Consider the following 15,426-nt stretch of genomic DNA (forward strand, 5'->3'; position numbering starts at 1 on the left):
TATGAGCCGCCTATTGATTCGCAATGCCAGACTGGTCAATGAGGGCCGGGAGTTCGACGCGGATGTGCTGGTGGTCAGTGGCCGTATCGAAAAGATTGCTGGCAGCATTGAACACGCAAACGAACCGGTGGAGATCGACGCTCAAGGCCAATGGTTGTTGCCAGGGATGATCGATGACCAAGTGCATTTTCGCGAGCCCGGCGCACCGGACAAAGGCAGCTTCTACAGCGAGTCCCGCGCAGCGGTGGCCGGTGGCATCACCAGCTTCATGGACATGCCCAACACCCAACCGGCCACGCTGAGCCTGGACGCCCTGGCCGATAAAAAGCGCCGCGCCGCGTTGCACTCGGTGGCCAACTACGGCTTTCACTTTGGCGTGAGTCACGCCAACCTCGACACCGTCGCGGCCCTCGACCCGCGCGACGTGGCAGGGGTCAAAGTGTTCATGGGCGCGTCCACCGGCAATATGCTGGTGGACGATCCGCAGACGCTGGAGCGCCTGTTTGCCGAAGTGCCGACGATCCTGCTGGCTCACTGCGAACACACGCCGAGCATCCAGGCCAACGAACTGCGCCTGCGCGACCGCTTCGGCGAGCGCATTCGCGCCGTGGCCCATGCGCTGATCCGTGATGCCGAGGCGTGCTATCGCTCCTCATCGTTTGCCGTGGAATTGGCCAAACGCCATGGCACGCGCTTGCACGTGTTGCACCTGACCAGCGCGCGGGAATTGGCCTTGTTCGAAGACAAGCCGCTGAACGAAAAGCACATCACCGCCGAAGTCTGCCTGCACCACTTGCTGTTCGACGACCGCGACTACCAGCGCCTCGGCCACCAGATCAAATGCAACCCGGCGATCAAGACCCGCGCCGACCGCGACGCGCTGCGCCTGGCTTTATTGAGTAATCGTCTGGATGTGATTGGCAGTGACCATGCGCCGCATACCTGGGCACAAAAGCAGTTGGACTATCGCCAGGCGCCGGCCGGTCTGCCCTTGGTGCAACATGCGTTGCCGGCGCTGCTGGAACTGGTGGCGGACGGGTTGCTACCGCTGACCACGCTGGTGGCGAAAACCAGTCATCGCGTCGCCGACCTGTTTGCCATTCCTGATCGAGGTTATCTGCGCGAGGGGTATTGGGCCGACCTGGTGCTGATCAAGCCAGAACCCGCGGGCAAACCCGTGAGCAGCCAACCGATCCTGGCCCGTTGCGGCTGGACGCCTTTTGCCGAGCGCAGCTTTGCGTCACAGTGTCAGTACAACCCTGGTGTCGGGCCACTTGGCGTGGCACAACGGCCAAGTGGTCGACAGCTGCCAGGGCCTGCCCCTGCATTTCCTGCGTTAAGCGCGGGGTTTGACGGTACCGCAGTTGTTACCCAGCCACTGCGCGTGGGTGTCCAGGCTGCCCTTTTGCTGGACGCCGGTGGCATTGAAGGTGCCGTTGACGGTGGTGGTGAATTCCTTCTGGCTCTGGAAGGTCGCCACGCCCGTGCCTTGGGCTTTCGGGCAGCTGAAACGGAATTTCCACTGGTTGCCGGTCTTGTCGGTCACTTCCTGTTTGCAACCCGATTGCGGGTCAGTCAGGGGAATGGAGTCGGAAGCGACCTGGGCTGGCGTGAGGCACACCTGCACGCCTTTACCGGCCATGGTGATGCCCTGTTTTTCCAGCATGGCGCGCTGTTCAGGGGTCATCTGTTGCTTGAGCTGACCCAGGATCAGCGACAAGTCCGGCAGGTCCTGGTTGTCGACTTTCATATTGCTGGTAGTCAACTCCCACAAGCCCGGCGCCAACATCTGCGCATGTGCCGCTAGCGGCAGCGACAAACCAACAACCATGGACAAACACAGCAGACGAGCATTCATCGGGTAACTCCTGGGCAATAGTGGGCGTTAGACGCCGCAAAGGCGCCAGTGTTGCACGGCAAATAAAATAGCGACATTCACGGTGGAACATGGTCTGTTACGCACTGGACTGCCCGGAGTGATGTCGTTCATGGATTTTTTTGGCCCGCACCTGCTCGCCTACTTCATTGCCACGCTGCATTTTCTCGGGAGCCTCGCCGCCATCCATGCCGTACTGACCGTCAGGACCGCCCAAGGCTCGATTGCCTGGGCGCTGTCGCTGATGTTCATGCCTTATCTCACGCTGATTCCCTATCTGATTTTTGGCCGCAGCACCTTCGACGCCTACATCCAGGCGCGGCGCCAGGCCAACCAGGAAATGCACAGGGCCATCGCCGAATTGAACTGGCGCCCCTGGGTCGAGGAAGCACTCGCCGCGCGCAACTCCAGTGCCTACGCCTCGTTGCGCGCCATGCCCAAACTGGGCCGCATGCCCTGCCTTGCCAATAACCAGGTGCAGTTGCTGATCAATGGCGATGCCACCTTCAGCGCCATCTTCGAAGCCATCGGCAACGCGAAAACCGCCGTGCTGTTCCAGTTTTTCATCATTCACGACGATGACCTCGGCCGCCAACTGCACAGGTTGCTCACCGCAAAAGCGGCCGAAGGCGTGGACATTTACGTGCTCTACGACCGCATCGGCAGCCACGCCCTGCCCCATCACTACGTGCAATCGCTGCGCGACGCCGGGGTCAAGGTCAAAGCCTTCGCCACCCGCAGCGGCTGGCTGAACCGCTTCCAGGTCAACTTCCGCAACCACCGCAAGATCGTGGTGGTGGACGGCATCACCGGGTTCGTTGGCGGGCATAACGTGGGCGATGAGTACCTGGGCAAGAAACCGCCGTTGGCGCCGTGGCGCGATACGCACGTACAGGTCACCGGCCCGGTGGTCGCCTGCTTGCAGGAGTCATTCGCCGAGGATTGGTTCTGGGCTGCGCGGGAATTGCCGCCGCTGATCCTGCCGGACGCTTACCCGGAAGACGGCGTGCTCTGCCAATTGCTCGCCAGCGGCCCGGCGGACCCGTATGAAACCTGCTCGCTGTTTTTTGTCGAGGCCATTCACGCCGCGACCGAACGCGTGTGGATCACCAGCCCGTATTTCATCCCGGACGAAGCGGTGTTTGCCGCCCTGCGCCTGGCCGTCCTGCGCGGCGTGGACGTGCGTGTTCTGCTGCCCTCGCGACCGGACCACCGCATCGTGTATGCCGCCTCCAGCCTCTATGCCATCGAAGCGGTACGCGCCGGCGTGCGGGTGTTCCGCTACACGCCCGGGTTTGTGCACCAAAAGGTGGTGTTGGTGGACAGCGAAATCAGCGCCATCGGCAGCGCCAACATGGACAACCGTTCATTCCGGCTGAATTTTGAAGTGATGTTGCTGACGGTCGACGAGGCCTTCGCCAAACAGGTGGAGCAGATGCTGCTGGACGACTTCGCCCTGGCCCATGAAGTCAGCCAGGAAGAGAGCCGTGAAACCCGGCGCTTGCAGCAGCTGGGCATGCGCGTGGCGCGCTTGATTTCACCGATTCTCTAACAGACGGCAAGCCCTGGCTTCACTGTAGGAGCGAGCTTGCTCGCGAAAAACGTCCAGGCAACGTGTTCATCCTGAATAAACTTGCAGCCCAGAGTTCTTCGCGAACAAGCTCGCTCCTACAAAAAGCCGGGCGAGCCTCCTCTATCATCAAGCGGTTTCAGCGGTAGATATCTTCCCGCGTCCACGGCAGTTCATGGCCGCCATCGGCATGGGGTTTCACCGCCAGAATCTGGTGCAGGTTGATCCAGCCCCGCGCGAAGGCGTAGGCGCAACCCGCCAGGTACAGCCGCCAGATACGCAAGGCATGCTCCGGCACCATTTTCGCCGCGGCTTCGAGGTTGTCCTCCAGCCGCTCGCTCCAATGGTCCAGCGTACGGGCGTAGTGCAGGCGCAAGCTCTCAACGTCCACCACTTCCAACCCGACTTCGCTGATTTCGGCGGCCATCATCGCCAGGTGCGGCAGCTCGCCGTTGGGGAAGACATAGCGCTCGATAAAGTCGCCTGCGCCACGGCCCACGGGACGCCCGTCAGTGTGTTTGGCGGTGATGCCATGGTTCATCACCAGGCCGCCTTCACGCACGGCGCCGTTAAGAATCTGACAGTACTGCGCCAGGTTGGCGTGGCCGACGTGTTCAAACATGCCCACGCTGACCACTTTGTCGAAACGACCGTCCTGAGGCAGGTCGCGGTAGTCGAGCAGTTGCAGGTCGACCTGGTCTTCCAGGCCTTCGGCTATCACCCGCTCCTTGGCCAGGGCCAGCTGTTCCTTGCTCAAGGTAATCCCGAACACCTTGACCCCGAATTCCCGCGCGCCGCAAACCGCGCAAGCCCGCCCCACCCGCACCCCACATCGAGCAAATACTCACCCGGCTGCAGCCGCAATTTGCGGCACAGATGGCGAAATTTGTCTTGTTGGGCCTGGTCGATGGACTCGCTGCCCGTCTCGAAATAACCGCAGGAATACACCATGTCCTGGTCCAGCCAGAGCTGATAGAACTCGTTGGACAGGTCGTAATGGTAGGAAATGGCTGCCGCGTCGGTCGCCTTGTCGTGGATCGAGCGCACCGGACGAGGACCGTCGTCGTCTTCGATCAAGGCGTGACTGAGCTCGTCACATACCCTGATCACCTCGGCGATGGAGCCTTCCAGCTCCAGCTTGCCCTCGACGAAGGCTTCGCCCAGTGAGTCAAGCGTGGGATGGGTCAGCTGTGTGACGACCGTAGGGTCCTTCACCACGATGGTCACACTGGGCTCGGGGCCCAGGTTGAATTCATGGCCGTCCCAGAGTCGAAGACGCAGCGGTAGCTGAAGATTCTGTAAGGCCGGTGGAAGTTGCGCGAGCATGAGTAGTCCCCCCTTGTTTCAGACGTCTGCTGTGAGGGTAGACCATCCCAAATAAAGTAGGTAGCTATCGATTAAATAGCAGCCTGCTGCGAAGCCCGACGCTCGAGCAACCCGTCCTGGATCCACTGTTTCAACCATGTGGCCGCTTGCAGTGGTGCACCCTCTCCATAAGTGACTGCCAACTCGATGCACAGTTCTGAAAAGTTCCAGCCGGTGGCGACCATGCCCGCCAGCGCGTGGGCTTCAGCAGACTCCAGACTGCGGTACTGACACAGGTTCTGATGCCGCCACACCAGGCAAACCTGCGCCGACTCCAGCGCCTGGCTGCCGGGAAAGTCCGATTCATCCTTATGGGCCCGCCAGAGGCTCACCGTATTGAAACGGCACAGTACGTTCTGCACGGAAGGCACCAGCGATACGCGTAATTCCGGCCAGTCCTCAGGCGCCAGTTGCGCCATGTGATCGAGGCTCAGCGGTTCGCCCGCAGGCGCGTCGAATGCGAGGGTGAATGCCCACTCCAACTGCGCCAGTTCCACCAGCGGCGCGCTTTGTTCGGCCACCAGATACTCAAGGATAAAAGAGGCGAATCGCTCACCCAGCCAACGCAGGCTGTAATGCGCCGAGGGATAACGACGTATATACGCCTGGCTCAGCAAGGCAAATTCATCGTCGCCCAGCCAGTACCGGACGGCGCCGAAGTCATGCCGTAGCACGTCCTGTAATCGGAGCCTGTAGGCGTTGTGATAGATCGCCAGGCCCGTGTCGACATTCAGCGTGGGGCCGCCGAGCAAGGAGGCGGCAAAGCCACTGTTGGCGGCGCAGTTTTCCGACAACAGGTGCGCCTCGAAGGCCAGTTGCCAGTCGATCAGACGCATAACGCCCTCCTGGCCAATGCCGTGGCCCCCAGTTCCCGGGCTTTGCCCAATTCGCTCAGCAGCTCTTCAAATGGCGGAAAGTGATCGTCGCGCTCCAGCAGCGTCGACACCGGCCCCACCTGCTCCAGCGTGCGCTGATAGAGCGCCCACACCGGATCGCACACCGGGTGATCGTGGGTATCGACCACATAGTCGCCATAGTCCATATGCCCCGCCAGATGCAGTTGGCGAATGCTCTTGGGCGGCAGGTTCTGGATAAACGTCCAGGCGTCAAACCCGTGATTACGCGAGCTGACGTACACATTGTTCACGTCCAGCAGCAATTGACATCCCGTCAGATGCGTCAGGGCATTGAGGAATTGCCACTCGGTGAATTCATCGGCCTTGGAGCGCACATAGCTGGAGACGTTTTCCAGCACCAGCGGGCGTTGCAACACGTCTTGCACCTGACGCACACGAGCGGCCACGTGGTACAGGCTTTCTTCGGTGTACGGCAGGGGCAGCAGGTCATGCAACTGATGTGCGCTGCCACGGCTCCAGCACAGGTGATCGGAAATCCACGCCGGCTGGATGCGCTCGGCAAGCTGTCTGATCTGTTTGAGATAGTCGGTATCGATGGCATGGGGGCCGCCGATCGACAGGGACACGCCGTGCATCACCAGGGGGTAGCGTTCGGCAATCGCGTCCAGGTAGTACAAGGCTTTGCCGCCTTGCACCAGATAATTTTCGGAGATCACTTCGAACCAATCCACCGCAGGGGATTGCGCAAGGATCTGCTCGTAGTATTCGTTGCGTAGTCCCAGGCCGTAACCCAGGGAGGGGAAAGAATGGGCCATGATGCGCTCCTGGAAAGTGTCCGCAGCGGCGCAAGGCCCGCTGCGGTTGCACTCGCGTGTCGGTTACTCGCCGACTTTGCCACCGGCCGTGTCGCACTCAGCCTGGGTCATGGATTTGAAGCCGTGGCCCTTGCACACCGCTTGGCCTTTGCAGGCGTTTTCAGCGGTCTTGCAATCGTTCATGCCTTTGCAGGAGGTTACGCCGTAGCAATGAACCGGAGCGTCGGCGGCCTGTACCTGGGTGGCGACGCCAGCGAACATGGAAGCGGCAGCGATAGCCAGGGCAGCACCGGAAACGGCTTTTTTGATATTCATTGTGTAGTCCTCAACAGTCAGTGGGATGTCGGTCTGAACGGATTGCCCAGTCTCGACACACCACTAGAGTGAGGCGCCCTTTTAGCGTTACAGCCCTGTACAAAGATTTCTGAAAATTATTCGTCCAACTTCAACAGCGGCTCCTGAAAGCGCAGCAACCGCCCGGCGTTCCCCAGGACCAGCAAGGTGCTGAGGTTGTGCAACACCGCAGCGATCATTGCCCCGGCCGCGCCCAGCCAGCCGAAGGCGGCGAACACCACGATAGCCAGCGTCCAGCCCAGGCCGATGATCACATTGACCTGCAAGGTGTGCCGGCACTGACGACTCAGGCGCACGCAGGTGCCCAGGCGGCGCAGGTCGCTGCCGATCAGCACCACGTCTGCCGAGGCCAGGGCAATATCGGCACCGCCCGCGCCCATTGCCACGCCGACCACACCGGCTTTAAGCGCCAGCGAATCATTGATCCCATCCCCTACCACCATTGGCCGGAAACCGCTGCCGATCTCCCCCAGCACACGGTTGAGTTTGTCTTCCGGCAACGCCTGGGCCTGGACCTCAGCGATGCCCACGTTCACGGCCAGGCTGTCGGCCACGCTCTGACGGTCGCCGGTGAGCAGCAGTTGGCGGCCCAGCCCCAGGTCGCGCAACTCTTGCAGGGCCTGGCGAGCCTCCGGTTTGACGCTATCGGCCAACAGCAGCCAGGCCAGGAACTGTCCGTTCAGCGCCAGCCCGGCAATCGGGCCGTCGTGATGAGGGACGGCGGCGGTGACAATACCCAGTTGCTCGAACAGTTCGGGGCGACCCAACGCCGCCTCGCCCTGTTCAGTGTGCGCCACCACACCCAGCCCCTGGCGCTCGCGGATATCGGTGAGCGCCACGCGCTGTTCCTGTGTCGCCAGCCCCGCCAGCGCACGGCTGACCGGGTGGCTGCTGGCCGAACCGAGGCTGGCGGCAAGGTTAAGCAAAGCCTGGCGATCGGTAGATGCGGCTTCGATGGACTGCAGGCGCAAGGTGCCGAAGGTCAAGGTACCGGTCTTGTCGACCACCAGCGAGGTCAGGTCCGCCAGCTCCTCCAGAAACGCCGAGCTGCGAATCAGAATCCCATGCCGTGCCGCCACCGCGATCCCGGCAATCGCCGTGGCCGGTGCCGACAACACCAACGCGCACGGGCACGCCGCCACCAGCACCGCAAGCATCGCCTGGGCGTCGTTGGTGACAAACCAGGTGACCGCCGCCAGCAACAGCACCAGCACCATGTAGCTACCGGCATAGCGCTCCAGCAACCGGGTGATCGGCGGCTTGGAGCGCTCGGCGTTCTGCATCAGCGCGATCACCTTGCCAAGGGTCGACTCATTGCCCGTGCGCGTCACTTTAAGGCGCAGCAGGCCGTCCAGGTTGATCGCCCCGCCAAACACCTGAACGCCCGCGCTGGCTTCCAACGGCACCGACTCACCGGTGATGGGCGCCGTGTCCAGGCTGGCCTGGCCCGCCAGCACCACGCCGTCGGCCGGCACGCGGTCGCCGGCGCGCACTTCGACCACATCGCCGGTGTTCAGCGTACTGTTATCCACTTCTACAATGCTGCCGTCGGCCTGCACCAGGCGTGCGTGGCTGCGCGTGAGCTTGCCCAGCGCATGGATCGCTTCCTGGGAGCCGATCACGCTGCGCTCTTCGAGCACGTGCCCGAAAATCATGATGATCGGCAGCAACGCCGCGGTGAGCAGATCACCCGTGGCCCAGGCACCGATCATCGCCAGCGCGATCAATTGGTCAGTGATGCCATGCAGGCTCGGGTAGCGCAGGCTGTACCAGGCCGACCGCATGACCGGCACGGCCACCAGCAGCGAGGCCACACCGAGCAGCAGTTGGCTGACCCCGCCCTGGTCCGCCGCCAGCCAGCGCCACACCAGGCCCAACAGCAGTAAACCCAGGGCCAGCATGGCCAGGGTCAGTTGCCGGGCGGCGCTGCGCTGCTCGGCGGAGGTCAGCATGGGTGCGCTCATTGTTCGGCTCCCTGAATGATCAAACGGGAGTCGTCTTTCGGATCGACCGTGGTCACCGAGCCGGCCTGGCCCAGAATCTTCGGCAGGCGCTCACGGTACAGGCGCAGCAGCAAGCCGGGGTCGTTGACTTGCGCCAGGCTGGCGACGGTGGCGGTTTGCGCCTGGGCGCTGGCCAGACGCTCACTGGCCTGGGCATGGGCGACCTGCACCTGGCGGTCAGCCTCCTGGTTGGCGGTTTGGGTGAGTTTTTCCGCATCGGTACGTGCGTTCGCCACCGCTTTGTCGGCTTGCTGGCTGGCGGTAAGTACCGCATTGAAGGCATTCACCGCCGGGCCCGGCAGGCTCGACTGCACATCGACCCGCGTCACTTCGATGCCCAGCCCCAGCCCGCTGGCGGTCAGCTGCGCCAAGCGCTGGTTGATTCCTTGCACCAAATCGCCGCGCAGCCGTTCGCGGCGCTCGGCGGCGCCGTTGTCAGTGCCGATCAGCTCGGGGCGCGCCACCAGGATGGTGTCCAGGTCCCGCGCCGCCGTCAGTGCAACGGCACTGCGGGTCACCAGGCGGTCCAGCGCGGGCAGCACATGCTCGCCCTGCAACACAAAGGCATAGGGCTCGGTGACCTTGTAGAACACCCGCACATCCAGCTGCACGATCCCAGCATCACCGGTCAGCAAGTAGCCGGAACCGGCCAGCGTGTCGCTCAACGGTGTGGCGAAACTGGCCACGCGGTCGGCCTGCACGGCTGCCTCTGAGCGCAACAGGTTCTCCACCCGACGCTCGATTACCCGGTCTGCCGCCGGCAACAACACCACCTGTTCGAACGGTTGCGGCCAGGCCAGCAGCAGCCCGGCATTCTGGATGCGGTCCAGGGCGCCGAAGTGCAGCACCATGGCGCGGTTCTGCGGGTCGATCTGGCGCACATTGGAAAACGCCCAGGCCAACGCCGCCAACACGGTGACCGCGTACAGCGCCAGGAAGGTCAGGCGTCCGGCCTGGATCCATGGGCTGTCCGGGCTGTCACGCTCGCTCATGGTTGAACATCCTTGGGCCCATCCACCAGCGCGCGAAACGGTGCAGCATCGGTGCGCAGGATGATCTTGGTGCCGGGCGTCACCACCGTGCCCAGGGTATCCAAGGAGCGCAGCAGGTTGTACAGCTGCGGATTACCCGCGTAGGCACGTCCATAAATCTGCGCCGCTTCAACCCGCGACTGGGCTTCGATATCAGCGGCTTTCACCGTGGCGTCGGCTTGCACAATGCGTGCGTCACGTTCGGCCGCCGAGCGGATCTGCGCCGCCTCGCGCTTGCCCACGGCGGTGCGTTCGGTGGCGATGGTTTCACGCTCGGCACGCATGCGGTCGACCGTGGCGGTGAGGGTCACCGAGGGTAATGTCAGCCGTTCAATACCCACTTGGGCCACACGTACGCCATAGGTGGCGAGCAATTGCTGATCGATCTGCTGGCGCAGTTGAGCTTCGAACTCGGCGATGCGCACCTGGCTGGCGTCGGTGTTGATCAAGCTGGACAGGTCGAAACTGGCCGCCGTGGTTTCCAGCGCCGAGCCGACGAAGGTGCGGATCTGCCGCGCCGCTTCATCCGGCTGGTTCTGCACCGCGCGCATGAAGCGCTGCACGTTGTCGGTATCGCCCTGCACCTGCCACGCCACGTAGGCCTGCACGATGATCCGCAGGCCATCGCGTGTGCCCACGTCCTGCAAACCGCTGGAGGTGGTGCGCAGGCGCAGATCAACCGGGATCGCCGCTTCAAACGGCGCCGGCCAGCGCCAGCCCAGGCCCGGTTCCAACAGCACGCGCACCGGGTTGCCGAAGCGGGTAATCACCGTGGCCTCGCCGGAGCGCACCTGCACCAGGCTCGCCGCCGCGATGGCAAACAGCACAAGCACTAACGCCCAGGACATTCGCCGCCAGGGAAAAGGGCTTTCGACCTGTTCGTCACCATGATGGTGATGGTGACCGTGATGATGGTGATGACCGTGATCGTGAGAATGAGCGCTCAACAGACAGACTCCTTATTGAACGGCTTTACGCGGCACCGAGGGATCGGCCGGCAAGGTAAAAGATCGCAGATCGATCGTCGGCGCGCTGTCGGCGCCCAGGCGATGATCCAGAATAAGCAGTTTGGCGTGGGCCAGGCCCTGGCTGAGTTGGCCCAGGTACTGCTCCAGCACGAAGGCGCGGCCCGCTGCGGCATAGGCTTTTTGTTCGGCAACGAACCGCAGGTTCGCCGCTTGGGCACCGGCATTCACTTCGCGAGCGGTGGCCTGGGCCTGGTCGCGGGCCGTGCTGGCTTGCAGCAACGCCTGGTTAGTCTGCTCGCTGGCCGCGCCGCGCTCGCGAGCGATCAACGCCTGGGCGCCGATCTGCGCAGCTTGCACGCCGTGGTAGGCATTGGCGGCGCCGGCCGGTGGGTGGATCGCTTCGACGACCGTGGCGAGGATTTCCACACCGCTGTCGAGCTTTTGCAGGTCCGCTTGCACGCTGCGGCCAATTTCATCGGCAAGGCTGGTGCGCTGTTCGCCAAGTAGCTCATCGAGGGTGCGCGAGGCAAAGTCGTGCACCAGAATCCGGCTGGCGGTGCTGCGGATCAGGGCCGGCACATCGGCGCTGTTGTAGGTGGCGGCCAGCGCGGCGTGGTCCGTCAGGCCAATGCGGTAGACGAAGCGCACGTCCATGTTGACGATCTGGAAGCTCTGCTTGTCGCCGCTGCTGCTGGCGATGACCTGGGACTTGTCATTCACGTGGCTGGCGTCCCACAGGCGGTTGGCGATCGACGGCGCCGGGCCTTCGGCACTGGCCAGCTCGGTAGCGGCACCTTCGCTGATGCTGGTCGCCAGCTCATGCACCACGCCGTTCTCCACATTCAGCACGCGGCCCAGCGGCCAGGGCAACCCAGCGTGCAGGCCCGGTCCGAACACTTCGACCGGTTTGCCGAAACGCTCATAAATCCCACGGCCCTGCAGCGGAACTTCATGCACGCCGGTCAGCGCCCAGCCCACCGCGAGCACCACCAGCAGCACCGGCAGGAACGCGCGGCGCATGTAGGTAAATGCCCAGATCTGGCGCAGGTCGATGCCGAAGCGGTTGTGCAGCTCATGCTGCAAGGCCTGCAAGGGTTGCGGCGGCCAACGCAGCAGGCCGGCGACAAAACTCTGCGCCATCAGGCGTGGTTCAACACGCGGCTGGCGTGGGCTGAACAGTGACAGTACGCCACGCAGCAGAAACTCCAGCGCCACCAGCGCAGGCAACAGGCCGATGAGTGTCGCTAGCCGCAGCGGCCACACCGATTGGGCGCCGGCAAACAACAGGCACACCGCGCTGACCACCAGGCAGATGATTGTTACCCGGCTCAACTGCGCCAGTTGCGAGGCTTCCGGCCATTGCGCGAGAGTTTCCTGGGCCATGCGCCGCTCGAACACCAGCAAGGCAAACGCCAGCGCCAACCCCAGCGCCGCGCCGATGCTGGCGGATTGACCGACGGCCGCAGCAGGGAGCGCCAGGTTCCAGAATTGGACGACGCTGACCAGCGCCAGCAATGACCAACCGCACAGCCACAACACGGGCGCGCCGATCTGCTTGCTGAGGCGCTCCGCCAGACGCGCGTAGCGGCCTGTGTCGGCCACCGGCACTTCAACCGCCGGTTCTTCCAACGCCTGGGCACGCCAATCGGCGACCCACCACGCCGATTGCAACCCGGCGACCAGCACGAACAAGGCCGACGAGCAGTTGACCAACACCACCGGCCAGATCGATTCAGGTGCAAACAGCGCCACAAAGAGCGCCAGCACCCAACCGGTAATGGCCAGGGCCGTCAGGCTGATGCCGGCTTGCCTCAATCGGCGGGCATGGAACAGCCCCTGCTGAAAACGCGGCAGGCCTTCAACCGAAGCGCCGTCAGCTTCTAGATCCACTTGCATCCACTCAACGCCCGCTTGTACATAATTCGTTACGATATAACACGGAGCGTGAAATTTTTGTTCTTTAAACACCGCGAATCCCTTGTGGGAGGGGGCTTGCTCCCGATAGCGGTGGGTCAGTGAGTGGATGTGCTGGCGGGTCTGCCTATATCGGGAGCAAGCCCCCTCCCACACTTGATTTTCTTTGTGTCCAAGACCGTGATTAAACCCCCATAAACACGAGACATCACTGGTGTGCGCCAGAATTAATCGGCACACTCCAGAACAGTTTTTCGCGGCTCCACGGACAAGGAAGCGTCACCCTTCATGATCTCCATCTATCAGCTCAAACCGCGCTTTCAAAACCTGCTGCGCCCCCTCGTGCAGCGCCTCTATGACAACGGCACCACCGCCAACCAGATCACCGTGCTGGCCGGCGTGATTTCCGTGCTGGTGGGCCTGCTGATCGCCGGCTTCGCTCAGCACCTGTGGCTGTTTGCGCTGATCCCGCTGTGGATGATTGCGCGCATGGCCCTCAATGCCATCGACGGCATGCTCGCGCGGGAATTCGGTCAGCAATCGCGCCTGGGCGCCTACCTCAATGAACTGTGCGATGTGATCGCCGACAGCGCGCTGATTCTGCCGTTTGCGCTGATCCCCGGCGTGAGCCTGGCGCCCGTACTGTTGGTGACGCTGCTGGCGGTGTTCAGCGAGTACGCCGGCGTGCTGGGGCCGATGGTGGGTGCATCGCGCCGCTACGACGGGCCGATGGGCAAAAGCGATCGGGCGTTCGTGCTCGGCGTGCTGGCCACCGGCGTGGCGCTGGGCTGGCTCGGTGCCAGCTGGGTCGACACGGTGATGTGGCTGGTCGCCGCGCTGCTGGCGTACACCCTGGTCAACCGGGTGCGTCAGGGCCTCAAGGAACACTCAGAAACCTCACCGATTGCATAAGGATTCTTGCGATGCGCGAACAGCAACAGCACACCTTCAGCACCCATGACGGCGTCGAGCTTTTTTACCGGCATTGGCCGGCCACGGCAGGCGCCGGGCCGCGCAAGGCTGTTGTGTTGTTCCACCGCGGTCATGAGCACTCAGGGCGTATCGCGCACCTGGTGGATGAACTGGGCCTGCCCGATTTTGACTTCTTCGCCTGGGACGCCCGTGGCCACGGCCAATCCCCGGGCGCGCGCGGTGACAGCCCCAGCTTTGCCACCAGCGCCCGCGACGTGCAGACCTTCCACGATCACATAGGCGCCACCTACGCGATCGCAGAGGACAACATTGCCGTGGTCGCCCAGAGCGTCGGCGCGGTGATCGCGGCCACCTGGGTGCATGATTACGCACCGAAGATCCGCGCCCTGGTGCTCGCCTCCCCAGCCTTCAAGGTCAAGCTGTACGTGCCTTTCGCCCGCCCGGGCCTGGCACTGATGCGCAGGTTTCGCGGCAATTTTTTCGTCAACAGCTACGTCAAGGCCAAGTTCCTCAGCCATGACCCGGAGCGTGTGGCGTCCTACGACAGCGATCCGCTGATCACCAAAGCCATCTCGGTCAATGTGCTGCTGGGCCTGTACGAAGCGGCGGACCGAGTGGTCGCCGACGCCCAGGCGATTCAGGTGCCGACGCAATTGCTGATCTCCGGCTCCGACTTCGTGGTGCACCGTAAACCCCAGCAGCAATTTTTCGACCGACTCGGCAGCCTGAAAAAAGAGCTGCATATCCTCCCCGGTTTCTTTCACGACACCCTCGGCGAACGTGACCGCGTGCTGGCCGTCAACAGCGCCAGGCGCTTTATCCTGCAGAACTTCGAGCAGCCGCTGGACCGTGCCTCGCTGCTGGACGCCGACAAACTGGGCGCCACCTGCGCCGAATCCGAAGCCCTCGCCGCACCGCTGCCGCGCAACTCCCTGCGCGACCTGTACTGGCGCATGACCCGCGCCAGCATGGGCCTGGGCAAGAACCTGTCGGAAGGGGTGAAACTGGGCTTCGACACCGGTTTCGATTCCGGCAGCACCCTGGATTACGTGTATCGCAACACCCCCACGGGCAAAGGCGCGCTGGGACGGATGATCGACACCAACTACCTCAACTCCATCGGCTGGCGCGGTATTCGTCAGCGCAAGCTGAACGTCGAAGAACTGCTGCGCCTGGCCATGGCCACGTTGCGCGCGGACGAGCGCGAAGTGCGTATTGTGGATATTGCGGCCGGCCATGGCCGTTACATCCTGGAGGCGTTGCAGGGTGTATCGCCGTTGCCGGAATCGATCCTGCTGCGCGACTACAGCGACATCAACGTGCGCGACGGTGGTGCCTTGATCCGTGAAAAAGGCTTGGGAGATATCGCCCAGTTCGTCAAAGGCGATGCATTTGATCGGGATAACCTGGCAGCGCTGGAGCCGAAACCGACGCTGGCGGTGGTGTCCGGCCTCTATGAGCTGTTTGCCGATAACGCCATGGTCGGCGGTTCGTTGGCAGGCCTGGCCGAAGCGGTGGAGCCCGGCGGTTATCTGGTCTATACCGGCCAACCGTGGCACCCGCAGCTGGAACTGATCGCCCGCGCCTTGACCAGCCACCGCCAGGGCCAGGCCTGGGTGATGCGTCGGCGCAGCCAGGCGGAAATGGACCAGTTGGTGCAGGCGGCCGGCTTTCGCAAGATCACCCAGCGCGTGGATGAATGGGGCATTTTCACGGTGTCCCTGGCGCAGAAGATCTGAG

11 protein-coding genes and 2 pseudogenes are annotated in these 15,426 nt (G+C 63.1%); 4 read left to right on the forward strand and 9 right to left on the reverse strand.

The genetic code is table 11. The features are described 5' to 3' along the window. The first annotated feature begins 1 nt into the window (after nucleotide 1). Nucleotides 2–1,340, forward strand: a pseudogene (locus tag QF045_RS02690) (dihydroorotase). Here the strand turns inward: QF045_RS02690 and QF045_RS02695 are convergent. Further along, nucleotides 1,337–1,858: a DUF3617 domain-containing protein gene (locus tag QF045_RS02695; protein ID WP_306490950.1), complete on the reverse strand. Its 522-nt coding sequence runs from the start codon at nucleotides 1,856–1,858 to the stop codon at nucleotides 1,337–1,339. The pseudogene QF045_RS02690 and the gene QF045_RS02695 overlap by 4 nt on opposite strands. Before the next feature lie 130 nt (nucleotides 1,859–1,988). Here QF045_RS02695 and cls point away from each other — a divergent pair, with 130 nt between their 5' ends. Next, a complete protein-coding gene (cls, locus tag QF045_RS02700; protein ID WP_306490951.1) occupies nucleotides 1,989–3,428 on the forward strand; it encodes a cardiolipin synthase in 1,440 nt (479 codons plus the stop codon). A 157-nt stretch (nucleotides 3,429–3,585) separates the two neighbouring features. On the opposite strand, the pseudogene cfaB reads toward cls, so the two are convergent. From cfaB to hflK (QF045_RS02740), 8 genes and pseudogenes are all read right to left on the reverse strand, one after another. After that, nucleotides 3,586–4,772 (reverse strand): annotated as a pseudogene (gene cfaB / locus QF045_RS02705) (C17 cyclopropane fatty acid synthase CfaB). A gap of 71 nt (nucleotides 4,773–4,843) precedes the next feature. Then, nucleotides 4,844–5,647 (reverse strand): DNA-binding domain-containing protein, encoded by an 804-nt coding sequence (locus QF045_RS02710; RefSeq protein ID WP_306490952.1) that lies wholly within the window; start codon nucleotides 5,645–5,647, stop codon nucleotides 4,844–4,846. Continuing rightward, the gene (locus tag QF045_RS02715; RefSeq protein ID WP_306490953.1) at nucleotides 5,638–6,483 is read right to left on the reverse strand and encodes a DUF692 domain-containing protein; all 846 of its coding nucleotides are present in this window, start codon (nucleotides 6,481–6,483) and stop codon (nucleotides 5,638–5,640) included. Before QF045_RS02715 ends, QF045_RS02710 begins: the two co-directional genes overlap by 10 nt. 63 nt (nucleotides 6,484–6,546) lie before the next feature. Further along, nucleotides 6,547–6,798, reverse strand: coding sequence for a hypothetical protein (locus QF045_RS02720; protein WP_306490954.1), 252 nt, complete (start codon nucleotides 6,796–6,798; stop codon nucleotides 6,547–6,549). 116 nt (nucleotides 6,799–6,914) lie between these two features. Further along, nucleotides 6,915–8,801: a cation-translocating P-type ATPase gene (locus QF045_RS02725; protein ID WP_306490955.1), complete on the reverse strand. Its 1,887-nt coding sequence runs from the start codon at nucleotides 8,799–8,801 to the stop codon at nucleotides 6,915–6,917. Further along, nucleotides 8,798–9,832: a protease modulator HflK gene (hflK, locus tag QF045_RS02730; protein WP_306490956.1), complete on the reverse strand. Its 1,035-nt coding sequence runs from the start codon at nucleotides 9,830–9,832 to the stop codon at nucleotides 8,798–8,800. Before hflK (QF045_RS02730) ends, QF045_RS02725 begins: the two co-directional genes overlap by 4 nt. Further along, nucleotides 9,829–10,821 (reverse strand): protease modulator HflC, encoded by a 993-nt coding sequence (hflC, locus tag QF045_RS02735; RefSeq protein ID WP_306494844.1) that lies wholly within the window; start codon nucleotides 10,819–10,821, stop codon nucleotides 9,829–9,831. The genes hflK (QF045_RS02730) and hflC overlap by 4 nt, the downstream gene beginning before the upstream one ends. A gap of 9 nt (nucleotides 10,822–10,830) precedes the next feature. Then, entirely contained in the window at nucleotides 10,831–12,735 is a 1,905-nt protein-coding gene (gene hflK / locus QF045_RS02740) for a protease modulator HflK (RefSeq protein WP_306490957.1), read from the reverse strand. Between the two features lie 306 nt (nucleotides 12,736–13,041). Between hflK (QF045_RS02740) and QF045_RS02745 the strand changes: the two genes are divergently transcribed. Both QF045_RS02745 and QF045_RS02750 read left to right on the forward strand, forming a co-directional pair. Continuing rightward, nucleotides 13,042–13,665 carry a CDP-alcohol phosphatidyltransferase family protein gene (locus QF045_RS02745; protein ID WP_306490958.1) on the forward strand — a complete coding sequence of 208 codons (624 nt, stop codon included), beginning with the start codon at nucleotides 13,042–13,044 and terminating at the stop codon, nucleotides 13,663–13,665. Between the two features lie 11 nt (nucleotides 13,666–13,676). Then, a complete protein-coding gene (locus QF045_RS02750; RefSeq protein WP_306490959.1) occupies nucleotides 13,677–15,425 on the forward strand; it encodes a bifunctional alpha/beta hydrolase/class I SAM-dependent methyltransferase in 1,749 nt (582 codons plus the stop codon). Nucleotide 15,426: the final 1 nt, after the last annotated feature.

Origin of the sequence: Pseudomonas sp. W4I3 (assembly GCF_030816195.1) — a bacterium.
In the GTDB taxonomy this organism is placed as follows: Bacteria; Pseudomonadota; Gammaproteobacteria; order Pseudomonadales; family Pseudomonadaceae; genus Aquipseudomonas.